Below are 24,011 nucleotides of genomic sequence, written 5' to 3' on the forward strand. Positions count from 1 at the left end.
TCGTCCGTCGAGAGCGCCCGTCCAACGACGGGCACCCGAGGGAGTTTAGGTTAGGCTACCCACCAGCAACAAGCCGGTTGCCGGCAAGTTCACAGGTGCCAGTTATCACAGCGGCAATTCGAGTTCAATCACCACGAACGCGTGTCCCCCGCACCGCCGCCGGCATTCACCCCGCCGAAGCGGTCCCGACGTCGCCTTCGACAGCGTAAACATACCGCGCGTTCGCGGGTTCGGCACGCTGGTGGTGGCGGCGACCGCCGGGGGCAGCCGCCCAGCAACCTAGTGGTGCCAGACCGCCGTGTTCCCACCGCGACGCTTGGCGGCGTAGAGGGCGATGTCCGCATGATGGAGCAGTTCGTCGACCGTGCGCGCCGACGTGCTGCGCGCCATCCCCACGCTGAGGGTCACGACGAGGAGTTCGTCGCCGACGTCGATCGGTGTCGTGATCGACGCGAGCATCCGGGTGACCACGTCGTCGACGTCGTATTCGTCGACGTCGGGAAGGATGGCGACGAACTCGTCGCCGCCGAGCCTGCCGACCGCGGCCGGCGCGCGCATCGCGAGGCGCAAATGCTCGGACACCCCCTGCAGGATGCGATCTCCGACGCGATGCCCACGGGTGTCGTTGACGTCCTTGAAACCGTCGACGTCGAGGAACAACGCGACAGCAGGTCCCGCGCCACGCTCGAACAGACGCTGCAGATGCTCCGTGATAGCGGCGCGATTGAGCAGTCCGGTGAGACTGTCGTGCGTGGCAGCGTGCAGAAGAAGCGCGTGCGCCTCCTCCGCCTGCTGCTGAGCGGTGACCTCCGCGGTGACGTCCCGGAAATGCACGACCAGCGCGCCGGAATCGGCTGCGGCGGTCACCTCGATCGTCATCCCCGGCGAGTACAGCGAGTCCACCCGGGTCTGCTGCTCGCGGCCCGTGGCGAGAACCTTGCGGCACAGTGCGTCGAAGTAGCTGCCCTGCGTTTCGGGAAGAACCTCGGTGACGACACGGCCGAGCAGTTCGTCCCGCGACCGCCGCACGTGCCGCAGGCAGCCGGAATTGACGTAGATGATCCGCAGGTCCTCGTCGAGCGCCATGAACCCCAGGCCCACCCGGTCGAGCAACGACGCGAGCTGCACGTCCCGGCCGGCCACGTGTCCGAGTTCGATGACCACTCCCGTCAGCTCGACGGGAGCACCGGACGCGTCGGTGGTGACGTCGATGCTGCGGGTGAGGATGTACCGGGTCGACCGATCCGCCAGCACGATGCGGAACACGCATTCCGCGCCGACGGACCCGGCGGTGTCACCGAACATGCGACGCACCGCGCCGATGTCTTCGGAATGGACCCGCTCCCGCCACAATTCGAGCGGTGGCCGGGAACCGTCGTCCTCGAAGATGGCGGCGGCCTTTTCATCCCACCACAAGGCCCCGTTCACGACGTCGTACCGGACGATGCCCACCCCGAGGCGCGGAATACCCAACGCCATCAGAACCTCGCCGTCACCGTGATCGCCCCAGCCGCTCGGAATTGTCAGTTGGCGAGGAACTCGAGCAGCACCTTGTTCACCACTTCGGGCTGTTCGAGGTAGCCGTAGTGCCCCACGTCGGGGATCTCGTAGTACCGGGCCGACGGGATCGCCTCGGCCACCTCACGCGAGAGATACGGCGGGATCATCCTGTCGTCGGCGAACCCGATGGACAGGCACGGTGTCGTGATGGCCCGGTAGGCCTGCCTGCGATCGAAGCTGCGGTCCATCTCCATCTGCGCGCGTACGCCGTCCGACGTCCGGCCGCCGCTGAACTCGAACAGGTCGAGCCAGTCGCGGGCCGTGTGCGGGTCGACGAGCGACGCGGGCGACAGATTCATCACGGCAGTCACCGCGGCCCGGTACTTGGCCGGGAGTTCGACACCACTGTCGTGGAGGGCGCGCTCGCCCTCGGTGAGGGTTTGCTGGAAGTAGTCCATGCGGGCGTGACCGGCGAGGAACGCCGCCTTGTGCACGAGGTCGGGCCGGGTCAGGGCCAGTTCCTGCGCGACGCGCGCACCCATCGAGGTGCCGACGACACGGGCCGGTCCGCCGCCGAGGTGCTCGATCAGTCCCGCGGTGTCGGCGACGAGGTCGTCCATGGTGATCCCGTCGACGCTCTCACCGGACGGCGCGATGCCTCGGTTGTCGAACGTGCAGACGCGGTAGCCGGCGTCGATGAGCGCAGGGGTCTGATGCAGATCCCACACCCGTCCCGGGCTGCCGGTTCCCATGATGAGCACCACTAAATCGCCGGATCCCTTGACCTGGTAATTCAGGGGGATCCCGTTGATCGTGGCGATCGTCATGTTGCCTTCCTTCCATGGGCGGTCTCACCGTTTTAGATTGGATAGCCTAAGCTGGCTTGGCTGCCGCTTGCATGCGGCGCTGACCGACAAGCTCGTCCAGGAGGACCGCGTTGAGAGTCGCCACACTCGGATATCAAACCTGGGGTCACCGTACCCTGCAGGCCCTGCTCCAGTCCGACCATGAGGTCGTCCTCGCGATCACCCACCCCAAGAGCGACCACGTCTACGAACAGATGTGGGCGGACTCCGTCGCCGACCTGGCCACCGAGCACGGGGTGCCCGTGCACATCGCCACCAAGCCGGACGAAAACTTCAAGTCCGCGCTGAAGCAGGCCGACCCCGACATCGTCGTCGCCAACAACTGGCGCACCTGGCTGCCACGGGACGTCTTCGACTCTCCCCGCTACGGCACCCTCAATATTCACGACTCGCTCCTGCCCAAGTACACAGGATTCTCCCCGCTCATCTGGGCGCTCATCAACGGTGAAGAGGAAGTAGGCCTCACCGCGCACCTGATGGACGAGGAACTCGACGCCGGCGACATCGTTTTGCAGAGGTCGACGCCCGTCGGGCCGACGGACACCGTCACCGATCTGTTCCACCGCACCGTCGACATGATCGGCCCGATCACCCTCGACGCACTCGAGCTGATCGCGTCCGGTCGCACGGACTGGACGCCGCAGGACCGCTCGCAGGCCACGTTCTTCCACAAGCGTGCCCCCGAGGACAGCCTCATCGACTGGACGTGGCCCGCCGACGCGATCGAACGACTCGTCCGCGCGCAGTCCGACCCGTACCCGAACGCCTTCACCCATTACAAGGGACAGCGTGTCCGGGTTCTGAAGGCCGCCGTGTCCGAAGGAAATTACGGTGGAACGCCCGGGCGTGTCTTCATCCACGAAGGCGACGGAATGGTCATCGTCGCCGGGCCCGACGCTCGCACGGGTCAGAACAAGGGCCTCAAGATCCAGCGCGTCCGGCTCGACGACGGCACCGAACTCGCTGGCACCGAATTCTTCCCCCACGGCGGCGGCTACCTCAGCTGACGCCCGTGCGCCTTTCTGGTAGCGGGAGCTACCAGAAAGGCGCACGGGGCGGAACGCCCTACCGCCCCTCCCACGCCGACCAGAGTTCGGCGTAGCGCCCACCCGCGGCGACGAGATCGGCATGTGGACCCTGCTCGACGATCCGGCCGTGTTCGAGGACGACGACCCGATCGGCGGCGGCCGCCTGCGTCAACCGGTGGGCCACCACCAGCGTCGTGCGACCACGGGTCGCGGCCTCGGCCGACGCCTCGAGTTCCCGCGCACCCGCGCTGCCTGCTTCGGCGGTCGCCTCGTCCAGGATCGCGACCGGCGGGTTCGCGAGGACGAGTCGCGCCAGAGCCAATTGCTGTGCCTGGGCGGCGGTCAGCTCGTGGCCGCCCTCCCCGACCACGGTCTGGACGCCGTCCTCCAGTGCGTTCACCCAGCCGTCGGCGCCGACGGCCTTCAGTGCCATCGCCGCGTCCTCCTCGGAGGCGTCGGGTGCGGCGAGCCGAAGGTCGTCGATCAGCGGTCCGGCGAACACGTGGACTTCCTGGCTGACGATGGCGACCAGACGGCGGAGACCCCCCGGCTCCAGATCGGGCAGCGCGGTGCCGCCGATGCGCACCGACCCGGACGTCGGGACGATCGAACCGGCCGCGATCGCCGCGACCGTCGTCTTGCCCGCTCCGGTCGAGCCGACGAGGGCGACACGTTCACCGGACTTCACGTGCAGGCTGATGCCGTGCACCACTTCGTGGCTGCCGTCGTAGGTGTGCCGGACGTCGGCGAGTTCGAGCGTCGAATCGGCGGCCTCCCGGACGGCGGCGGTCCCGGTGCCCGACTCGTCGTCGAGGTCGACGACGCCGACGAGCCGGGCCAGGCTCGCACCCGCCGACTGCACCTCGTCGAACGTGTACATCAGCATGCCGATCGGATTGAACAACCGGTGGAAGAGCAGTGCCGCGGTTGTGGTTTGGCCGACGGTGACGATGTCCGCGTTCACCAGGGCGAATCCGGCGGCGAGGATGGTGGCGAGCCCCACGAACTCGGCCCGGTTGCCGCGCCCAGCGAACCGGGTGAACAGTGCGAAGACGCCGACGGACAGGTCGCGGGCCTTTTCCGACGCACCGTTGATCTGCGCCAGATGGCTGTCTTCCAGACCGTAGGCGCGCACCGTCCGGGCACCCTGCATGCTGCTGATCAGGGCCTGCGAACGCTCTCCCATCGCCACGCGTTCGGCGGCGTACACCGGTGCGGACCGCGGCAGGTACCAGCGCATCGCTAGCGCGTACATCGGCAGCGCGACCATGCCTGCGAGCCCGAGCCGCCAGTCGATGCCGAGCATCGTGACCATGCTCAGCACCACCAGCAGGACCGCCGTGACGAGGTTGGGGACCACGTCGGTGACGGCCTTGCCGATCACCGCGACGTCGTCGCCGACCCGCGACAGCAGGTCGCCCTTGCCGACGCGTTCGACCGTCTGGATCGGCAGCCGGAGCGCCCGGTCGACGGTGCGTTCGCGCAGATCCGCCAGGATTCCCTCGCCGAGGCTGCGGATCAGGAACGACGCGAACCCGGCGCACACACCGCCGATCACGGCGGCGGACGCGATCACCGCGACCACCCACCCGATGGTGGACGGCGGCGCACCGTCCTGCACCCGGTCGACGAGGACGCCGAAGACGTAGACGGGGACCAGCGCCATACCGGCCGCGACGGCGGCGACCAGCAGGGTGGCGGCGCTCCGGCCGCGGCGGCGTCCCAGTTCAAACTTCAGCCACGCCCACGTGTCGCGTGCGTTCGCGATGGGCAGAAGTTCACTCATCGCAGGACCGCCTGACGGTAGTTCGCGTTCTCGGTCGCCAATTGCGAGTGCGTGCCCTCGCCGACCACCGTTCCGTCGTCGAGTACGACGACGCGGTCGGTCACGGACAGCAGCGCGGGGCTGCTCGTGATGAGGATCGTCGTCTGCCGGTCCTCGGAGTCGCGATGCCGCAGGTCCGCGATGCCGCCCGCGATCGTGTGTTCGGTGACCGCGTCCACCGCGGTCGTCGGATCGTGCAGCACCATCACCGGCGACTGCGCCACCAGTGCACGCGCGAGGGCGACCCGCTGCCGCTGACCACCGGACAGCGAGGACCCACGGTCGGCGACCTCGTGGTCGAGGCCCTCGGGGTGTGCTTCGACGACGTCCACCGCCGCGGACGCGGAGAGCGCCGCCTGCACCTCGGACGCCGTGGCGCCGGGCCTGCCCGCGGTCACGTTCGACGCGACGGTTCCGGAGAACAGGTCGCCGTTGTGCGGCTCGACGAGCAGCGCCCGGCGGGCCTGCGCGAGATCCGCGTCCGACAACCGCACTCCGCCCACCGTCAGTTCGCCGTCGTACCGATCGGGCGGAACCTGCCCGGACAGCAGCGCGGCCAGCGCCTCCGCGTCCTGCGGGCGGTACGCGACGACACCGAGCAGTTCGCCGGGGGTGACCCGGAGATCCAGCGCGCTCAGGGACCGGTAGGACACGCCGCTCAGGCTGAGTTCGCTGCCGTCGAGTGTCCGGCCGGACCCGGCGGGCAGCAGGGGTTCCGCGTCCAGGACCAGGGCGAGACGGTCCGCCGACGCGCGGGCGAGGGCGAGGAACCCGGGCAGGCCGGCCAGGACGCCGAGCGGTTCGATGAAGAACTGGGACAGTCCGACGACGGTGATCAGTTCACCGATGGTGATGCGTCCCTCGAGGGCGAACCAGCCGGCGACACCCGCGACACCGACGGCGAGGAGGGCGCTGACGGTCATCGACACCCCGGCGAACACGGCGGAACTCTTCGCCGTGTGCAGGGTGGCGCCGAGCGCGTCGCGGCTGGCCGTCCGGTATCGCCGCGACGCCGACACCTCTGCGCCGATCCCGCGCAGGGGCCGGAGCCCGCTCACGAGGTCGGTGGCCATGGCGGACGCCCGCGCGACGGCGGCCTGCTGATCGGTGGCCCGGCGGGTGATCAGCGGCGCCGCGAGTTGGAGGAGACCGAGGATGACGGGGGTGCCGATCAGAACGGCGAGTCCGAGGGGAACGTCGATCAGCAGCAGGGCGACGGCGGATCCGATCGCCGCGGTGAGGGCCGCCGCGGCCCTCGGTGTGATGTCCGCGATCCAGGCCGCGCGGTCGGCGTCCGACGTCGACACGGACAGCAGCTCACCGGCCCGCAGGTCGGTGCGCACTCCCCGCGGGTCGAGGATGCGGTGCGCGACCTCCATCCGCAGCTGGTGGGCCTCGTTCTGCATCGCCACGACGATGAACCGCGCACCGAACCGCCACGCCGCGGTGAGCACCAGGAACAGCAGCGCCAGGGCGCACAGCCACACCGCGAGAGCGAACACGTCTCCGGTCGCGACGGCCCGGTCGACGATCACACCGATCGAGATCGGGACCAGTGTCTCGGCCACCTGATGCAGGCAGACGAGCACGGTGCCGATCCCCAGCCGAACACGATTCCGCACCAGCGTGCGACGCAGAATTGCGGTGCCACCAGTCTTCACGCGCGTAACTCCCAACGCCGACGCTTCCCCACCCACCAACGAAGTAAGCAGACCCTAACTAGATGAACCCTAATCGATGGGCAACTAGCGTTGACATGCCCGGTTCTCATAGAGTCGCCGATACGAACTACTGCGCGTGACGCAGCAGCAAGCCCGAGAGGACAAAGATGGCCGCGAAGACGACCGCCGAAAACGACATCGCGGACGAGGATCTCGAACCCCTAGCCGACGAGACCGCCCGCCAGGCGCAGCGCGTTGTCGCTGCATACGCCGAAGATGCCGACGAGTGCAGGATGCTGCTCTCCATGCTCGGAATCGGACCCACCAGCAAGCTCGACTGAGAATTTCATCCACTTCGACTGCGAAGGAAGCCCGTGGCTGCCAGTTCGGAATCGTCAGCATCGTCATCACGCTCGACTTCTGATCCTGTTTCCGGGCAAGCCGACTTCGTCGTCGTCGCGAACCGACTCCCCGTCGACCTCGAACGCCTTCCGGACGGCACCACGCGCTGGAAGCGCAGCCCCGGTGGCCTCGTCACCGCGCTCGAGCCGATCCTGCGCCGCAACAAGGGCGCATGGGTCGGCTGGGCGGGGGTCGCGGACGCCGAGCTCGATCCCGTCGTCGAGGACGACCTGGAGCTCTACCCGGTTCCGCTGAGCGCCGCGGAGATCGCCGACTACTACGAGGGCTTCTCCAACGCCACCCTCTGGCCGCTGTACCACGACGTCATCGTCAAGCCCGAGTACAACCGCGACTGGTGGAACGCCTACGTCGAGGTCAACCGGCGCTTCGCGGAGGCCACGTCGAAGGCGGCCGCGCACGGCGCCACGGTATGGATCCAGGACTATCAGCTGCAGCTCGTTCCGAAGATGCTGCGCATGCTTCGCCCCGACCTCACCATCGGATTCTTCCTGCACATTCCGTTCCCGCCGGTGGAACTGTTCATGCAGATGCCGTGGCGCACCGAGATCATCGAGGGCCTGCTCGGCGCCGACCTGATCGGGTTCCACCTCCCGGGCGGTGCCCAGAACTTCCTCTACCTGGCCCGCAAACTCGCCGGTCAGCAGACGTCCCGCGGCAACGTGGGCGTGCGCTCCAAGCTCGGCGTCGTGCAGGTGGGATTCCGCACGGTGCGCGTCGGCGCGTTTCCGATCTCCATCGATTCGGGGCAGCTGGACGAACAGTCCCGATCCAAGTCGATCCGGGACCGCGCCAAGAAGATCCGCAAGGAACTGGGCAATCCCAAACACATCATGCTCGGCGTCGACCGCCTCGATTACACGAAGGGCATCGACGTCCGCCTCGCCGCGCTGCACGAGTTGCTCGACGAGCAGCGCATCGACCCGGCCGACACGGTGATGGTGCAGTTGGCCACGCCGAGCCGCGAGCGGGTCGACAGCTACGTGCAGATGCGCGACGACATCGAACGCAAGGTGTCGCGGATCAACGGCGAGTACAGCGAGGTCGGCAGGCCGGTGGTGCACTACCTGCACCGGCCGATCCCCCGCGAGGAGCTGATCGCGTTCTTCGTCGCCGCCGACGTGATGCTGGTGACTCCGCTGCGTGACGGCATGAACCTCGTCGCCAAGGAGTACGTGGCGTGCCGCAGTGATCTCGGCGGCGCACTGCTGCTCAGCGAGTTCACCGGCGCGGCCGCCGAACTCCGTCAGGCGTTCCTGTGCAATCCGCACGATCTCGACAGTGTCAAGGACGCGATGGAGCAGGCCCTGGGCCAGCCGAAGGAGGACGGCCGACGACACATGCGGGCCCTGCGCAGGCAGGTCCTCGCACACGACGTCGACCGGTGGGCCAGGTCCTTCCTCGACGCCCTCGCTCACGGCGGCGCCGCCGGCCCCGCGCTGATCGCGCCCGCCGAGGCTTCCGAGTCCGACTACAACGAGGACGCGACCGGGGAGAACTGACCTCCCCGGCTCAGCTGACCGGACGTCACCAGGAAGCCGACGAAGTCGCGGATCGTCTCGTCGGCGGGACGCGGAACGTAGCCGAGTTCGGACCGCGCCTTGGAGCCGTCGATGACGGGCGCCGCGAGCAGCGCCGACATCGCCGACCGTGACAGAACGTCGGATCCGAACCGGGCCCCGATCGGTTCGGCGATCGGCAGCACGCGTTCGATGACGCTGAGTGGGAACGAGTACAGCGGCCCCCGACGACCCGCCGCACGCGCAGCCCTCCTCACGGCATCGTGCATGCCGAGCATGTGCCCCGAGATCAGGTAGTTCTCACCGGTCCGGCCCTTTTCCCCGGCGGCGATCAGTCCGGCGGCGACGTCGCGGACGTCGACGAAGTCGAAACCGCCCTGCACCGCCGCGGGAACCCGGCCGCGAGCGGCGTTGCGCAGCAATGCGTTCACCCGCGACAGTCCGTAGTCGACGGGCCCGTACACCCCGGTGGGATTGCAGATCACCGCATCGAGCCCGGCCTCGACCACTTCGCTGAGTTCGATCTCGCCCGCCCATTTGGACCTGTCGTACACCGGGATCGACGCGTCGACGGACCGGGGTGAGTTCTCGTCGAGCGTTCCGCCGCAATTGCTCTGATCGAAGGAGTGCACGGAACTGCAATGCACCATCCTCCGAACACCCACTGCGAGAGCGGCTTCGGCGACGGTACGCACGCCCTTGGTGTTGACGGTCCAGGCGAGGTCGTCCTTCTGAGCGAGGGTGATCATCGCGACCAGGTGGTAGACCACCTCGGCGCCGTCCAGCGCCCGCTTCATGGATTCGACGTCGAGTACGTCGGCATTCACCCACGTGACCCCGTATTCGGGTGCGTACCGGGAACGCACGCGGTCGATTGCGGTCACCTCGTGCCCAGCCTCGACCAGCAGATTCAGCAGATTGTTGCCCACGAATCCCGCGGCGCCGGTTACTGCAACCTTCATCGACGACTCCCCGTTCGGTTGTGGCCAGGCGACGCAGCGTCGTGCGTCGGCAATCGGCCAGGAGACCCCGACAGTACTAGAACTTGTTTCATTTTGTGAAGGGGGTGACTGCCTCGACGAACATCCGCACTCGTGCGATCTCGTGGGATCGGTGTGCGAACTCCAGCAGGGCCACACCCTCCCACCCGGCAGCGCGCACGGATGCCGTCACGGTACGCCCCGCCACGATCATCTTGCTCCACTGCAGGTCACGGAGACTGTCCGCGAAGTGAGTGGGCGAGAGCCGGGCACCCGTCGACAACTCGAGAACCGCACCGGGAGCAAGCCTCTCCGACATTGCGGCCGCGTCCTGACGGCGGACGGCGACCAGAAAACCGGTGGCGGCGTTCCTGCCCGGACGTCCGACGGTCCTCAGCCCTCGCATGAAACCTGTTACACCGAGCACGCCCTGATTCGCGAGAAGTTGCGGCGCCAGCTTCACCGACGCCGCCGCGCCCCGCCACCCGGCCCCGGCCAGCTGGGCGATCATCACGGGCAGTTCCCAGTGCGCATACAACCCGTCGACGGCCACGACACCCGACTCCGCCACGAGGTCGTAGCGCAGGTGCATCGGCACCGTCAGCACCACTCCCGTCGACATCCGGGTCTCGAGGTCGAGGTCGCGGACCACGGTCATTCCGCACACCACGTCCCGCTTCACATGGAACGTGATCGAATTGGGGGCGATGAACGTGTCGTAGAACCGTTCGATCGCCTTCGTGCCGACGTGTGGCCGCGAGCCCACCGGGTCGTTGACCCGAGCGCCGTCCGAGAACAGCCCGACCCACGCGGCGCGGTCGTGCACCGCGACCGCGGACGGTGAACGCCCCACGGCAGCAAGAAGTTCCGCCACGGTCGGCGTGGGGTCCGGCACCGCTACACCGGGGTCAGCTGATCGACGAGCCAGCGGTCGTCGACCTTCTGCAGCGACACCCGCACGCGGCTGCCCGACGTCCGGGCGTCGGGAGCGTCGGCGCTCGTCGTCGTCTGGTTGAGGTACAGCAGAACCACCGCCTCGTCGGGTGTGGTCGACACGGGCGCCGCGGCCTGCACCGACACCTGCACGGTGAGTTGCTTCTCCTTGGCGCCCGGCGCGATCGTTTCCTGCACGAGCGTGGTGTAGTCGTCGCGGAACGAACCGGTGAGTCCGTCTGCGGCAGCCGCCAACTGGTTGTCGACGTCGGCGAAGTCGTACGCCAGCATCGCGACGGCCTGCTTGCCCGCGGCGTCGACGGCCTCGGTGCGCGCCTGCTCCGCGAGTTGGTCCTGCCGGTGGTCGTACCAGAGGAAACCCACCACCACCGCGAGCGCGACCACCACGACGGCGGCCGCGATCTTCAGCGCTGTCTGCTTGGTGACGGAGAACTTTCGCTTGTCTTCGTTGTTGTCGGTCATGGGACGAACTCCACCTTCGATGCGGTCAACTTTCCGTCGACGTCGCTGACGGTCACTCGCATTCGGAAGTCGCGCGGTGAGGGTTCGGGCTGTTCCTTGCTGCTGACCATCGTCCGCGCGGCCACCAGAACGTTCGCCGAGATCGAGGTCTCGCTCCCGTTCTCGACACCGGCCTCGACAACCTGGCCCTCGGTAGTCACATTCGCATCCCGCACGACGCCGACGAACGGATCCTCACGGCCCTGGAACTCTTCGAGGAACTGACCCGACGCGCCGGCGATGATCCGGTCGACGTCTTCCTTCGCGGTCTCGGGATGGATGGTTGTCAGGTTGAGCACCGTCTGCCGGGCCGTGTCGACGAAGGCCTGACGGCGGTCGTCCCGTTCCCGTGCGGACTGTTGGTCGAGCAGCAGGACCACCGCCGCGACGACCAGTGCGACGACGACCACCGCGGTAACACCCCACGCGAGCAACGACTTCAGGGGACGACGCTGCTTCGGCGCGTCGGGCGCCGGAGCGTCCGGGGACGCGACCTTCGCCGTCGACACCTTTTCCGCCTCGGGCGCGGCGTTCGCGTCTGCCGGCTTGGCCAGGACCACCGGCTTCGGGGCCTCGGTCTCCCCCACCGGCGGGCCGGCGTGCCGGACCGCCCTGCGCCTGCTCCGGTCCTTCGCCGCGGAGCTCTGCTCGGTCGCCTGCTCCGCGGAGTCGGTTGCGCGCTCGTCTGTGCTGGAACTCAAATCTGCTGACCTGTCATCATCGTCTGCCACGTCGAGTCCTTTCCCTGCACCGCCAGATCCGGTTGGGTGTACGTCTTTCCATCCGAACCAATGAAGCTACCGGTGGCCGGGTCGTAGGGCACGGCCGCGACCGGTGCACCCGCGGCGCCTTCGTAGGAACTCGGAACGGCTGTGTACGAGGGTACATCCGGCGGCATGATCGGCCCGTACGGCGGGTTGTTGCCCGACGCCTCCCAGCCCTCGCGGCACGCCTCGACCGTCGGCGCGCGACGTCCCGGGAACTCCATGCACGGCAGGTTCCGCGCGCCGCGCACCACGGCCGGATCGTCCGGAGCGGCCTTGCAGTACAGGTCGTTCGGTGTCGCGATCGGGTCGGTCTGATCTCCCGACCGGCGTTGCTCCGGGGGCAGGAATCCCGTCGTGCAGGCCGGCGGGTCGTGCAGTTGCAGGGCGAAGTCGACAATCGCGCCGTCCTCCACCGGCCCGCCGGTCGCGGCCGTCACGAGCGCCGCGGTCAGGGGTGGGTAGATGACCAGCACCTGTTCGATGCTCTTGTTGTAGATCACCCCGACCTGGCCGACGCTCACCAGATTCCGCAGCAGAATCGGCAGTGTCGGCTGCAGGTCCTGGAACAGCCGGGTGGCTTCCTGCGCCGTTCCCGGGCCCTTCTCCAGCACCGACCGCAGGCTCGGGTCGCTCGCCCGCAACTGGTCGGTGAACGTCACCAGGTCCTGGGTCCACGACCGGATGGCGTCGCTGCTGACCACCTGAGTGTCGAGCAATGGGCCGACCTGGTCGATCAGGGCCTTCGTCGCGTCGCTGTTCGCATCGGCCTCCTCGACGAACAACCGGGCCGAGTCGATGAGCCGCTGCAGGTCGGGGCCCGATCCGTTGAACGCCGTGAACGCCTCGTCGATCACCGTCTGCAGCCTGGTGTCCGAAATGCTGGCGAGCAGTTCGTCGGCCTGGTCGAGCATTTCGCCGACGTCCTGCGGAATGGTGGCCCGGTCCAACGGGATCACGTCGCCGTTCGCGAGGTACGGGCCGTCGGCCTCGGCGGCGCCGTCCCGGGGAATCAGATCGACGTACTGCTCGCCGACCGCCGACACGCTCTTGACTGCCGCGTCGACGTCGGCCGGAATCTTGTAGTCGCTGTCGAGTGACATCTTCGCTTCCACACCGTCGCCGGTGAGCGTCACGTTCTCGACGACACCGATGTTGGTGCCGCGGTAAGCGACATTGGCGTGCGAGTAGAGCCCACCGGTGGACGGCAGTCGGACGCTGACCTCGTAGCGCCCGACGCCGAACAGCACCGGCACCTTCACGTACTGGATCGACATCACCACGAGCCCGATGACGGTGAGAATCGAGAAGATGATCAGCTGAATGCGAACGAATCTCGTCATTCTCATGGTGTCGGCGCCCCTCCCAATTGCGGCGGAAGGCCCGGGATCTGCGGCAGTCCGGGTATCTGTGGAAGACCCGGAATCATCGGCGGTGCGGGTGCCGGCTTCGGAGCCGGCTGCAGGGGTGCCTGCAGGGGATCGCCCGACTGCCCCGCCACCCCGGCGAGCGATCCCACGGCGCCCTCGACGCCGCCGAGCGATCCGCCGAGACCGGTTCCGGTCAGGAAGTTGCTGTCGACGCGTTCGTTGGTCATGTCGATCGTCATCATGAGGTTCGCGTAATCACCCTGAATCGCCTTGTCCATCGTCTTCATCGGGAACGGGTACGTGAGCATCAGGGTCAGCACCTCGGTCAGCGCGCTACCCGAGTTGGCGAGTTCACGCAGCACCGGTGTCAGGTTTGCCAGGTTCGCTTTCAGTTCCTCGCCGCTGTTCTCCACGAGACGGGAAGCGGTGTCGCTGAGCTTGCCCACCTCGACCAGCGCGGTGGTGAGGTTCTGCCGTTGGGTGACGAGCACTTCCAGCGCGGGCGGGATGCCGTCCAGCGCCGCGTCCAGGGTGGCCTTCTGCTCGTTGACGGTGCCCGCCAACCGGTCGAGTCCCTCCATCGCGCCGATGATGTCGCCGCGCTGCTGATCCAGGCTCGTGACGAGCTGGTCGAGCTGCGGGAGAAGATCCCGGATCGAGTCCTCCCGGCCACCCAGTGCGGCGTTGAGTTCCTGGGTGATGTCGTGGATCTGGGCGATGCCGCCACCGTTGAGCACCACCGACAGTGACGACAACGTCTGCTCGGTGGTCGGGTAGGCGCCCGCCCGCTCGATGGGGATCACGTCGCCGTTCTCGAGCCGGCCTTCGGGCTCGGCGTCGGTCGGCGGAGCCAGTTCGAGGTGCTGCGAGCCGAGGAGGCTGGTCTGGCCGATCTTGGCCGTCGCATTGGCAGGCAGTTGGACGTCGCCGTTGATCGAGACGGTGACCAGTGCATGCCAGTCCTGCACGTCGATGCCCGTCACCGAACCCACCGTCACGTCGTTCACGCGGACCGGCGAGTTCTGCGACAGCGTCGTGACATTGGGCATCTGGATCTCGACCGTGTACGCGTCGTCGCCCTGTCCCTCGGTGCCCGGCAGGGGAAGCGAGTTCAGCCCTTCCCACTCGCACCCGGTCAGGGTGAGGGACAACGTGATCGCCACAACCGCGATGGCGCCGCGACGCAACCGTGTGCGCTTCGTCATCGCCCACCTCCCGGCTGCAGCAGATCGTTGAGGTCCTTGGGCACGGCGACGGTCGGCATCCCGGCGAGGGCCCCGGTCATCGGCGGCGCGGACCGCGGGGGTACGGAGGCCCCGAGGCTCGGCGGCGTGAATTCGATCTGGTCGGGGAATGCGTTCACCCCCGTCGTCGGGTTGGTGAGGATGGGCAGGTAGTTCGCCGTCAGCGAGTTCAGGACCGGCGACAGGTACTGCGTGCACAGGTCCGCGCTGCGGTTCGCCTCATTGGCCTGCAGGCTCTGGATGGCACCGCACATGAAGTTCACGGGGTTCCCGAAGTTCGCCATCGCGACCGCACCGACCAGTGATCCCTGCGCCGGCTTGTAGATGTTGCTGAAGTTGGCCAGCGCCGTGGGCGCGACGTGGAGCACCTGCTCGATCTGCGGCCTCTTGTCGGCGAGCACCTGGGTGGCGTCGGCCAGGCGGCCGACCTGCTCGCTGAGGCTTGCCCGGTTCTCCACGACGAACCGGTTGACGTCGCCGAGCGCGAGGTCGAGATCGTTCAGCGCGGTTCCGAGTTCGTCGGAGTTGGTGGCGAGCATGTTCGACACCGACGCAAGCCTGCCCTCGAACTGGACGATCTGCTCGTTGCTCGACGACAGTGCGGCCACGAACGTCTGCAGGTTGCGGATGGTGGAGAACAGGTCGGTCCGGCCGTCGGACAGGGTCCGCATGGTCTCCGACAGTTCCCGCAGCGTGTTCCGCAACGACTCTCCGTTGCCGTCGAGATTGTCGGCGGCGGTGTCGATGAACGTGCCGAGCGAGCCCTGCGGGTCGGCGCCCTGCGGTCCGAGCGCCTCCGACAGCTTGTTCAGCTCGGTCTTGATCTCGTCCCACTCCACCGGGACGGCGGTGCGCTCCACGGGGATGCTCGCGCCGTCGCCCATCGTCGGCCCACCCGCGTAGACGGGTGTCAGCTGCACGAACCGTCCCGACACCAGGCTGGGTGCGACGATGACGGCCTTCGCGTCCGCCGGGAGGTCGACGCTCTTCTGCACGTTCATCGTGACCCGTGCGAAATCGGCACCGGGCTCGATCGAGTCGATCGTCCCCACCTTCACGCCGAGGACGCGGACGTCGTCGCCCGAATACAGCCCGGTGGTCGTCGGGAAGTACGCGGTGATGGTGTTCTGGAAGAGCTTGGGCACGAACATCACTGCGGCGCCCACGATCAGCACCACGACGACCGCGGCGACGCCGCCGCGGATCAGCCACTTCTTCCGCGTGTTGGTGATTTCCGGGTTCGTCGTCATCGCGGCGGTTCCCTCAGCTCGATGGACGGACCTGTCTGCAGGTAGGCCTGGAGGTCGTTGGGGAGGTGCTCCGGCCACGTCACCGCGTCGCTGAGCCCCTGGAACAGGTTGCCGATGCCGATGTTGTAGACGTACGCCATGAAGAACGGCCCGCTACCGACCGATTCCCCGAGCTGAGTGGCGTACGGCGCGAGGCCGTCGAGAGCCTGCGAGATGTTGTCCTTGTTCCGCTGCAGGACGTCGACCACCGAGTTCAGCTTGTCGAGCGTCGGTTTCATCTGCTCCTCGTTGTCCTGGACCAATCCCGTGAGCTGCCGGGACACCGCGGAGATGTTCACGATCAGCTGGCTGATCGCCGTGCGGCGACGGTCGAGCTCGCCGAACAGCTGGTTCCCGTCGACGATCAGCGAGTTGATCTGCCCGCTGCGCTCGGCGAGGATTCCGGTCACGTTCTCGGCGCGCGAGAGCAGCTGTCGCAGCGTCTCGTCCCGCGAATTGATGCTCTCCGACAACCGGGTCAGGCCGTCCAGTGCGGTGCGCAGCTCGGGCGGTGTGTTCTCGAGAGCGCCGGACATCGCGTTCAACGCGTTGTTGACCTCGTCGGTGTCGAGCTCGGACACGGTGTTCGACAGGTCGCCGAGCGCGTCGTTGAGGGAGTACGGAGAGTTGGTGCGTTCCAACGGAATCGTCGACCCCACCGGCATCGTCTCGTACCCGAGCGGGGTGACGGCCAGCGACTTGCGCCCGAGAACGGTGTTGGTCTTGATGTTCGCCTCGGTGGCGTCGCCCAGGACGATGCCGTCCTCGATCGTGAACCTGACGAGCACGTGCTGCTCATCGAGTTCGACCTCGGCGACCTTCCCGACGTCGACGCCGGCGAGCGTCACCGCGTCGCCGGTCATCAGCCCACCCGCGTCCTCGAAGTAGGCGGAGTACTGCGTTCCACCCGAAAGGAATTGCAGCTGATCGTATTGCAGGGTCGCGATCACGATCATGCTCGCGATGGCGACACCGATGATTCCCACCTGTACGGGATTACGTTCGCTCTTCATGGCTACGGTGCACACCTCCCTGCCGTCTGACCGCCCGGCATGTTGAGGAGCAGATCCGATCCGTCCGGGCCGGAGAACTTGAACTTGACCGTGCAGACGTACATCTGGAAGAAGCTGCCGTACGTGCCGATACGGATGAGCCTCCGGTAGGCGTCGGGCAGATTCTGGAGCACCCAGTCGAGGTCGTCCTCCCCCGCCTGGAGCTGAGTTGCGGTTCGATTGGCCTCGGCGATCGTGCTCTGCAACGGTGGCCGCGCACCTTCGAGCAGATTCGCGAGATCCCCCGTCGCCCCGGCGATGCGGGGAATGGCGTCACCGATCTGGTCGCGGTCCTGGGAGAGCCCGCTGACCAGCTGCTGCAACTGGTCGAGCGTCGACCGGAACTGGTCGCCGCGGTCGTTGATGGTGCCGAGCACCTGGTTGAGGTTCGTGATCACCTCACCGATCAACTGGTCCCGGTCGGCGAGGGTGTTCGTGAACGAACTCGTGCTGCCGAGGAGCGAGACGAGCGTTCCGCCCTGCCCCTGGAACACCTGGACCAGCGCCTGGGACAGGTCGTTGACCTGCTGCGGGTCCAGTGCCCGCAGCAACGGTTTGAACCCACCCAGCAGAAGGTCGAGATCGAGTGCGGGAGAAGTGTTCTCAACGGGGATGGATCCACCGTCCGGCAGGGGTTCCACCGATCCGGCGCCTTCGAGAAGTTCCATGTACCGGTCGCCGACGAGATTCTCGTACCGCACCGTGGCCTTGGTCCCGTCGAACAGCGAGTACTTGGTGTCGACGGTGAAATCGACGTCGGCGAGATTGTCGTCGTCGATGCTCACCTTCTCGACGGCTCCGACCGGAACGCCGGCGATGCGCACCTTGTCGCCGGGCTTGAGGCCGGACACGTCCGTGAACGTGGCGTGGTAGCCGTCGGAGCTGCTGAACCGATACTGGCTGAACACCAGGGCGAGTCCGGCGAAGATCACCGACATCACCGTCGCGAAGATCAACAGCTTGACCGTGGTCGCTCGCACTGTCACTGCCCACCCTGCCCGGGGTACACACCCGCGAACAGCAGCTGGAACACCTTGGGCAGGTGCACCTGGACTTCCGTCGACGGCACGAACGGCACCGTTCCGGTGTCGGCCACGACGAAGTTCGCATGCTTGCTGAGATCAGGATTGGGAAGGCCGTGGCAGTTCGGCCCACCTGTCGCATTCACTTTCGGCAGGTCCTTCGGATAGGTGTACGGCTCCTGCCCGTACATGAAGCTGGCGCTCAGCGCGATGCCCGGCTGATTGCCACCGATGAGCTGTTCGGCGAGGGGGATCACATTGTTCAGGCCGACGATGAAGCAGGAGATCTCGGGCGAGTACTCGGCCAGCAGATCCGTCGTCGGGAGCAACAGGTCGAGGGAGGAGTTCAGGTTCTGCTCGTTCTCGGTCAGTACGGTGTTGGCCGTGTCGGCCAGCCCGGTGACGTTGAGCAGCACGGCATCCAGGTTGTCCTGTTCGTCGACGACCGTGCCGCTGGTGGCCGTCGCGTTGTCGAGCACTCGCAGCAGATCCGGTGCGGTGTCGGCGTACACGTCGGTGACCTGCGCGGCCTTTGCGAAATCTTCTTGCAGCTGAGGCAGACTCGGATTCATCTTCGCCAGGTAGCTGTCGCTCTGCTCGAGCAGGGCGCCGAGTTCCTCGCCGCGTCCGCGCAGCGCCGACGAGATGGCCCCGAGGGTGGCGTTGAGCTTCTCCGGCTGTACCTGGGCCAGCACGTCGGACAGGTGCTGGAAGACCGTGTTGAACTCGACGGTGACGTTGTCGGACGCGATCACGTCCCCTGCCTGCAGAGGGGTGGACGACGGGTTGTCCGGCATCACGAAGTTGACGTACTTGGCGCCGAACACGGTGGTGGACTTGATCTCCACGGTGGCGTTGGAGGGAATCAGCGACATCATGTCGGGATACATCGCCAGTTTCAGCTCGGCGCCGTCCGTCACGTGTTCGATGGAGCCGACGCGGCCGACCTCGACACCGAGGAGCTTGACCTTGGCGTCGGGTTCCATCACCAGCCCGGAGCGATCCGACGTGACGGTGACGGGCGTGGTCTCGCTGAAGGTTCCGTTGAACATGGCCAGTGACACACCGATGATCGCGAGAAGACTCACCACGAGGACGAGTGCCGCGAGCTTCTTCTTCCCACCCGAATCAGTCATCTACCGGCACTCCTATCCCGAAAGGTTGAAGTTGCCGGACCCGCCGTAGATGGCGAGCGAGATGAGCAGGGTGACGGTGACGACGGCGATCAGCGAGGAGCGCACCGCGTTGCCGACGGCCACACCGACGCCGACCGGACCGCCCGAGGCGTTGAAACCGTAGTAGGTGTGGATGAGCATGATCGCGATCGCCATGACGATGGCCTGCGCGAACGACCACAGGATGTCCGTGGGTATCAAGAACGTCGAGAAGTAGTGGTCGTACACGCCGGACGACTGGTCGTACAGCACCACCGTCGCGAACCGGCTGGCCATGAACGACGCGATCACCGCCAGGGCGTACAGCGGGATGATGGCGATCATCCCCGCCATCACACGTGTGCTGACCAGGTACGGGATCGACGGGATCGCCATCGTCTCCAGCGCGTCGATCTCCTCCGAGACGCGCATGGCGCCGAGCTGGGCGGTGGAGCCGGCGCCGATGGTGGCCGCCAGCCCGATGCCCGCGATGACCGGCGCCGCGATACGCACGTTGATGAAGGCCGCGAAGAAGCCGGTGAGGGCCTCGACGCCGATGTTGCCGAGCGAGCTGTAGCCCTGTACCGCGATGGTGCCGCCGGTGAACAGGGTCAGGAAGCCGACGATGACGACCGTCCCGCCGATTACCGCGAGCGCACCCGTGCCCATGCTGATCTCGGCGATGAGCCGCAGCGTCTCCTTCGGGTAGTGCATCAGGGCGCGGGGAGCCCATCCGATGGCACGCGCGAAGAACAGCGCCTGCTCACCGAGCCGGTCGATCGAGCGGGACGCCGACGCGAACCGTTTGCGAGTTCGGGGAAAGCGCCCGGCCGCCGCTAGTGCCATCTACTCCACCACCATGTCGATCACCCTGCCGTCAGCTTGATGCCGACGGCGGTGACGAGAACGTTGACCACGAACAGGGCCATGAACGAGAACACGACGGTCTGGTTGACGGCGTCACCGACGCTCTTCGCGCCACCCCTGACGTTCAGGCCGAGGTAGGCGGCGACGAGACCGGCGATCATGCCGAACAGACCGGCTTTGACTTCCGAGATCACGAGCTCCCCGAATCCGGTGAGCAGGGTGATGCCGTTGACGAACGCACCCGGGTTGACGTCCTGGATGTAGACCGAGAAGACGAAGCCGCCGAGGATGCCGATGGTGCAGACCAGCCCGTTGAGCAGGAGCGCCACGGCGGTCGACGCCAGCACTCGTGGCACGACCAGGCGGTGGATCGGATTGATGCCCAGCACCCGCATCGCGTCGATCTCTTCGCGGATGGTGCGGGCGGAGAGGTCTGCGCAGATGGCGGTGGCGCCTGCACCCGCCACGATGAGCACGGTGACGATGGGGCCGACCTGGGTGACGGTGCCGAGAGCGGCGCCGGCGCCACTGAGGTCGGCGGCGCCGATCTCGCGGAGGAGGATGTTGATCGTGAAGCTCACCAGGACGGTGAACGGGATGGCCACCAGCACGGTGGGCACCATCGAGACCCGGGCGACGAACCACGCCTGGTCCACGAACTCGCGACGCTGGAAGGGCCTCGAAAAGACTGCCCTCAACGTTTCGCCCGACATCGTGAAGAACCCGCCGACCGCACGCAACGGCACCTCGAGGAGGTCTACCATCCGTCCTCCTCGTCCATGATCTCGCCCAGCACCGACTGTCAGTTCGAGCCCAGCCCCCCAGCGGTCTGTGACTCAGGTCATATTAACTAGAACGTGTTCACCTGTCAAAGGTGGTCGCTCATCAGCATGAATCGTCCCACATTCAGCACGTCCCGAGGGCCGAATTCGACCGAAACGCCGGGCGTGTCTCCGCCCGATCGGATCCGACGATTCGCGCCGAGCGAGAAGGCCGAGGCGTGGACTTAAGAGGTTATAGCACAAGAACTTTGAGCGAATTTCGTCACGTACCGACGACCGTCGAAATCGTCGCCGGCCTCGGTTCCGGGCGACCGCGTGAGGGGGCCGGCCCAGGGAGTCGCCGGACCAGCTGGGCACGCTCGATCGAACTGCTCGACGACAGCAGAACTAGAACACGATCTAGTCATATCCGGCACACCACTCGAACACCCTCCACGGTCACCCGGCCCCCCGTTCCGCCGCTCTTCAGTTGCCTTCAGTATCGCCCATCGCGGAGGCATTACCTGCGGAAACGATACGGAAACAACCTTCGTGTCGGTTCTTCGGCCCCAGGACGCAGATCAGCCCAGTTCGCGTAGCGCCGCGGAGGCCGAGAACATCGCGGCAGGATCCCGATCCCCGAAGTAGTTCCCGAGCTCCGCCGCGAGCGCGCCGGGTGTCCACCGACCGTCCGCGGCGTCGAAACGCCGCTCCACGACCGGTGCCGCCATCAACGCAACCATCGGACCGTAGACGACGAAGACCTGGCCGTTCACGGAGTCGGCGGCGGGCGATGCGAGGTACGCGACGAGCGCGGCCACATGCTCGGGCGACAACGGGTCGACCCCCTCGGCCGGCGCCTCTCCGAAGACGTTCTCCGTCATCGACGTGCGGGCGCGGGGGCAGATCGCGTTGGCTCGGACGCCGTACCGGGACAGCCCACGGGCCGCCGACAGCGTGAGCGCCGTGATGCCTGCTTTGGCGGCGCCGTAGTTCGCCTGCCCCTCGGGGCCGAGCAGTCCCGCCTCGGACGAGGTGTTGACGATGCGCCCGTATACCGGCGCACCGGCCTCCTTGGACTTGCCCCGCCAGTACGACGCGGCTGCGCGGCACAGCAGGAAGTGGCCGCGCAGATGAACCTTCAGCACCAGGTCCCAGTCCTCGTCGGACATGTTGAACAGCATGCGATCCCGCGTGATGCCCGCATTGTTCACCAGGATGTCGAGGCTGCCGAGCCGGCTCTGCGCCGCCTCCATGATCGCATCGGCGGTGGACCGTTCCCCGATGTCGCCGGCCACGAACTCGACCTTCGCGCCCAGGCCCCGGATCTCCTCGAGCGTGGCCTCCACGGCGTCGTTCGCAACCAGGTCGTTGACGACGACGGACGCACCCGCGCGGGCCAGTGCGATCGCCTCGTACTTCCCGAGGCCGGATCCGGCGCCGGTCACGACGGCGACCTTGCCGTCCACGTTCACATCGCGGTCAGCCACAGCATTCATGAACACGCTCTCCTGGTTCTGTGCACTCGCCGCAGGTCGCGAACCACGACACGGCGGTAGGTCGACGTCACTGTAGAACGTGTTCTCATTCCGGGCAACAATCCTCAGGGGTGCTCGGTGAGCGCGGCCCTCGGACACTGGGCGATCGCCGTACGCACGTCTTCCTCCCGGTCAGCGGGAGGAACGGCACTCGAAATGTGCAGCTGATCGTCGTCGTCGAGCTCGAAGATGTCGGGTGCGATCCCCACGCACACACCATTGGCCTCGCAACGGTCGAAATCGACTCTGACCTCCATGGCAACCCTCACTTCTCCTCGTCTCGTCACTCGCGGATCCGGGTGCCGCCGGGCTGCGGCGCACTCCGTTCCTGCGATAACACTAGAACCTGTTCCAGTCGTGTGCAATGATTCGTTCCACGACTGCGAGCACGCCTACCGGGCACGCTCCGGGGCCGGCCGGGGCCGACTCCGCGAATGCACCGCAGAGACTGGAACCTGTGCCAGATTTCAGCTGCTTCCGCTCTCGGACTGGAGAGGTATTTCGATGCACATCACCTACACACCGCAGCAGCAGCAGCTGCGCCAAGAGCTGCGCGCGTACTTCGCGAAGCTGATGACGCCGGAGCGTCGAGAGGCACTGGCCGCCACCACCGGCGAATACGGCGAGGGCAACGTCTACCGCGACGTCGTCGCTCAGATGGGCAAGGACGGCTGGCTGACGCTCGGGTGGCCCAAGGAGTACGGCGGCCAGGAACGGTCGGCCATGGAGCAGCTGATCTTCACGGACGAGGCCGCCATCGCCGGCGCCCCGGTCCCCTTCCTCACCATCAACTCGGTGGCGCCGACGATCATGCACTTCGGCACCCCCGAGCAGAAGGCGTTCTTCCTGCCCAAGATCTCGGCCGGCGAACTGCACTTCTCCATCGGCTACTCCGAGCCCGAAGCGGGCACCGACCTCGCCAGCCTCCGGACCACCGCCGTCAAGGACGGCGACGACTACGTCATCAACGGCCAGAAGATGTGGACGAGCCTGATCGCCTACGCCGATTACGTGTGGCTGGCGTGCCGCACCGATCCCGAAGCCAAGAAGCACAAGGGCATCAGCATGCTGATCGTCCCGACCACCGCCGACGGCTTCTCGTACACCCCGGTCCACACGATGGCGGGTCCGGACACGAGCGCCACCTACTACCAGGACGTTCGGGTTCCGTCGTCCGCGCTGGTCGGCCCCGAACACGGCGGCTGGGCACTGATCACCAATCAGCTCAACCACGAGCGCGTCGCCCTGACCTCCGCCGGGCCGGTCCTCACCGCCCAGCGTGAAGTGCGCGAATGGGCGCAGAACACCAAGTTGCCGGACGGGCGCCGCGTCATCGACCAGGAATGGGTGCAGATCAATCTGGCCCGGGTCCACGCCAAGGCCGAGTACCTCAAGTTGATGAACTGGGAGATCGCCTCGTCCACCGACCACGCGCCGGGCCCGGAGGCGGCGTCGGCCAACAAGGTCTACGGCACGGAGTTCGCCACGGAGGCGTACCGGCTGCTGATGGAGATCCTCGGGCCTTCGGCCACGCTGCGGCAGAACTCCCCCGGGGTCCTGCTCCGCGGGCGACTCGAACGGATGCACCGGTCGTCGCTGATCCTCACGTTCGGCGGCGGAACAAACGAGGTGCAGCGCGACATCATCGCCATGACCGCCCTCGGCCTGCCCCCCGCGAAGCGTTAGGACTACGAC

22 protein-coding genes are annotated in these 24,011 nt (G+C 67.0%); 4 read left to right on the forward strand and 18 right to left on the reverse strand.

What is annotated here, in order from left to right; genetic code table 11:
- Positions 1–279: 279 nt before the first annotated feature.
- Both ACNJ7E_RS06495 and ACNJ7E_RS06500 read right to left on the reverse strand, forming a co-directional pair.
- The gene (locus tag ACNJ7E_RS06495) at positions 280–1,479 is read right to left on the reverse strand and encodes a sensor domain-containing diguanylate cyclase (protein WP_280778845.1); all 1,200 of its coding nucleotides are present in this window, start codon (positions 1,477–1,479) and stop codon (positions 280–282) included.
- Positions 1,480–1,523: 44 nt separating this feature from the next.
- A complete protein-coding gene (locus tag ACNJ7E_RS06500) occupies positions 1,524–2,327 on the reverse strand; it encodes an alpha/beta fold hydrolase (RefSeq protein WP_105412845.1) in 804 nt (267 codons plus the stop codon).
- A 110-nt stretch (positions 2,328–2,437) separates the two neighbouring features.
- Between ACNJ7E_RS06500 and ACNJ7E_RS06505 the strand changes: the two genes are divergently transcribed.
- Positions 2,438–3,373, forward strand: coding sequence for a methionyl-tRNA formyltransferase (locus ACNJ7E_RS06505; protein ID WP_105412844.1), 936 nt, complete (start codon positions 2,438–2,440; stop codon positions 3,371–3,373).
- A 58-nt stretch (positions 3,374–3,431) separates the two neighbouring features.
- Here the strand turns inward: ACNJ7E_RS06505 and ACNJ7E_RS06510 are convergent, their stop codons facing one another.
- A complete protein-coding gene (locus tag ACNJ7E_RS06510; RefSeq protein WP_418339411.1) occupies positions 3,432–5,180 on the reverse strand; it encodes an ABC transporter ATP-binding protein in 1,749 nt (582 codons plus the stop codon).
- Positions 5,177–6,880 carry an ABC transporter ATP-binding protein gene (locus ACNJ7E_RS06515; RefSeq protein WP_283353323.1) on the reverse strand — a complete coding sequence of 568 codons (1,704 nt, stop codon included), beginning with the start codon at positions 6,878–6,880 and terminating at the stop codon, positions 5,177–5,179. Before ACNJ7E_RS06515 ends, ACNJ7E_RS06510 begins: the two co-directional genes overlap by 4 nt.
- Before the next feature lie 167 nt (positions 6,881–7,047).
- On the opposite strand from ACNJ7E_RS06515, the gene ACNJ7E_RS06520 reads away from it, so the two are divergent.
- Complete coding sequence (locus ACNJ7E_RS06520) at positions 7,048–7,221, forward strand: hypothetical protein (RefSeq protein ID WP_005262874.1); 174 nt, start codon at positions 7,048–7,050, stop codon at positions 7,219–7,221.
- 33 nt (positions 7,222–7,254) lie between these two features.
- Positions 7,255–8,802 (forward strand): alpha,alpha-trehalose-phosphate synthase (UDP-forming), encoded by a 1,548-nt coding sequence (locus ACNJ7E_RS06525; protein WP_105412841.1) that lies wholly within the window; start codon positions 7,255–7,257, stop codon positions 8,800–8,802.
- Here ACNJ7E_RS06525 and ACNJ7E_RS06530 read toward each other — a convergent pair.
- The 14 genes from ACNJ7E_RS06530 to ACNJ7E_RS06595 form a co-directional block, all read right to left on the reverse strand.
- Positions 8,772–9,782, reverse strand: a complete 1,011-nt coding sequence (locus ACNJ7E_RS06530; protein ID WP_283330558.1) for an NAD-dependent epimerase/dehydratase family protein — start codon at positions 9,780–9,782, stop codon at positions 8,772–8,774. The two genes, ACNJ7E_RS06525 and ACNJ7E_RS06530, sit on opposite strands and share 31 nt — an antisense overlap.
- 88 nt (positions 9,783–9,870) lie before the next feature.
- A complete protein-coding gene (locus ACNJ7E_RS06535) occupies positions 9,871–10,695 on the reverse strand; it encodes a nuclear transport factor 2 family protein (RefSeq protein WP_418339412.1) in 825 nt (274 codons plus the stop codon).
- 2 nt (positions 10,696–10,697) lie between these two features.
- Positions 10,698–11,216, reverse strand: coding sequence for a h domain protein (locus ACNJ7E_RS06540; RefSeq protein WP_280778851.1), 519 nt, complete (start codon positions 11,214–11,216; stop codon positions 10,698–10,700).
- Entirely contained in the window at positions 11,213–11,956 is a 744-nt protein-coding gene (locus tag ACNJ7E_RS06545) for a hypothetical protein (RefSeq protein ID WP_418339413.1), read from the reverse strand. Before ACNJ7E_RS06545 ends, ACNJ7E_RS06540 begins: the two co-directional genes overlap by 4 nt.
- Positions 11,953–13,368, reverse strand: a complete 1,416-nt coding sequence (locus ACNJ7E_RS06550) for an MCE family protein (RefSeq protein WP_418339414.1) — start codon at positions 13,366–13,368, stop codon at positions 11,953–11,955. The genes ACNJ7E_RS06545 and ACNJ7E_RS06550 overlap by 4 nt, the downstream gene beginning before the upstream one ends.
- Positions 13,365–14,594, reverse strand: coding sequence for an MCE family protein (locus tag ACNJ7E_RS06555; protein ID WP_418339415.1), 1,230 nt, complete (start codon positions 14,592–14,594; stop codon positions 13,365–13,367). The genes ACNJ7E_RS06550 and ACNJ7E_RS06555 overlap by 4 nt, the downstream gene beginning before the upstream one ends.
- Positions 14,591–15,883, reverse strand: a complete 1,293-nt coding sequence (locus ACNJ7E_RS06560; RefSeq protein WP_418339416.1) for an MCE family protein — start codon at positions 15,881–15,883, stop codon at positions 14,591–14,593. The genes ACNJ7E_RS06555 and ACNJ7E_RS06560 overlap by 4 nt, the downstream gene beginning before the upstream one ends.
- Positions 15,880–16,935 (reverse strand): MCE family protein, encoded by a 1,056-nt coding sequence (locus ACNJ7E_RS06565; RefSeq protein WP_280778856.1) that lies wholly within the window; start codon positions 16,933–16,935, stop codon positions 15,880–15,882. The genes ACNJ7E_RS06560 and ACNJ7E_RS06565 overlap by 4 nt, the downstream gene beginning before the upstream one ends.
- A 2-nt stretch (positions 16,936–16,937) precedes the next feature.
- Complete coding sequence (locus tag ACNJ7E_RS06570) at positions 16,938–17,960, reverse strand: MCE family protein (RefSeq protein ID WP_280778857.1); 1,023 nt, start codon at positions 17,958–17,960, stop codon at positions 16,938–16,940.
- The gene (locus tag ACNJ7E_RS06575; protein ID WP_009477765.1) at positions 17,957–19,132 is read right to left on the reverse strand and encodes an MCE family protein; all 1,176 of its coding nucleotides are present in this window, start codon (positions 19,130–19,132) and stop codon (positions 17,957–17,959) included. Before ACNJ7E_RS06575 ends, ACNJ7E_RS06570 begins: the two co-directional genes overlap by 4 nt.
- A gap of 12 nt (positions 19,133–19,144) precedes the next feature.
- Entirely contained in the window at positions 19,145–19,996 is an 852-nt protein-coding gene (locus ACNJ7E_RS06580) for an MlaE family ABC transporter permease (protein WP_005244538.1), read from the reverse strand.
- Between the two features lie 20 nt (positions 19,997–20,016).
- Positions 20,017–20,781 carry an MlaE family ABC transporter permease gene (locus tag ACNJ7E_RS06585; RefSeq protein WP_016884001.1) on the reverse strand — a complete coding sequence of 255 codons (765 nt, stop codon included), beginning with the start codon at positions 20,779–20,781 and terminating at the stop codon, positions 20,017–20,019.
- A gap of 578 nt (positions 20,782–21,359) precedes the next feature.
- Positions 21,360–22,277: a 3-oxoacyl-ACP reductase gene (locus ACNJ7E_RS06590; protein WP_280778860.1), complete on the reverse strand. Its 918-nt coding sequence runs from the start codon at positions 22,275–22,277 to the stop codon at positions 21,360–21,362.
- 104 nt (positions 22,278–22,381) lie between these two features.
- Complete coding sequence (locus ACNJ7E_RS06595) at positions 22,382–22,573, reverse strand: ferredoxin (protein WP_005262894.1); 192 nt, start codon at positions 22,571–22,573, stop codon at positions 22,382–22,384.
- A gap of 247 nt (positions 22,574–22,820) precedes the next feature.
- Here ACNJ7E_RS06595 and ACNJ7E_RS06600 point away from each other — a divergent pair, with 247 nt between their 5' ends.
- A complete protein-coding gene (locus ACNJ7E_RS06600; protein ID WP_418339417.1) occupies positions 22,821–24,002 on the forward strand; it encodes an acyl-CoA dehydrogenase family protein in 1,182 nt (393 codons plus the stop codon).
- Positions 24,003–24,011: the final 9 nt, after the last annotated feature.

Origin of the sequence: Rhodococcus mengyinensis (genome assembly GCF_048381435.1) — a bacterium.
GTDB classification, from domain to species: Bacteria; Actinomycetota; Actinomycetes; order Mycobacteriales; family Mycobacteriaceae; genus Rhodococcus_F; species Rhodococcus_F opacus_D.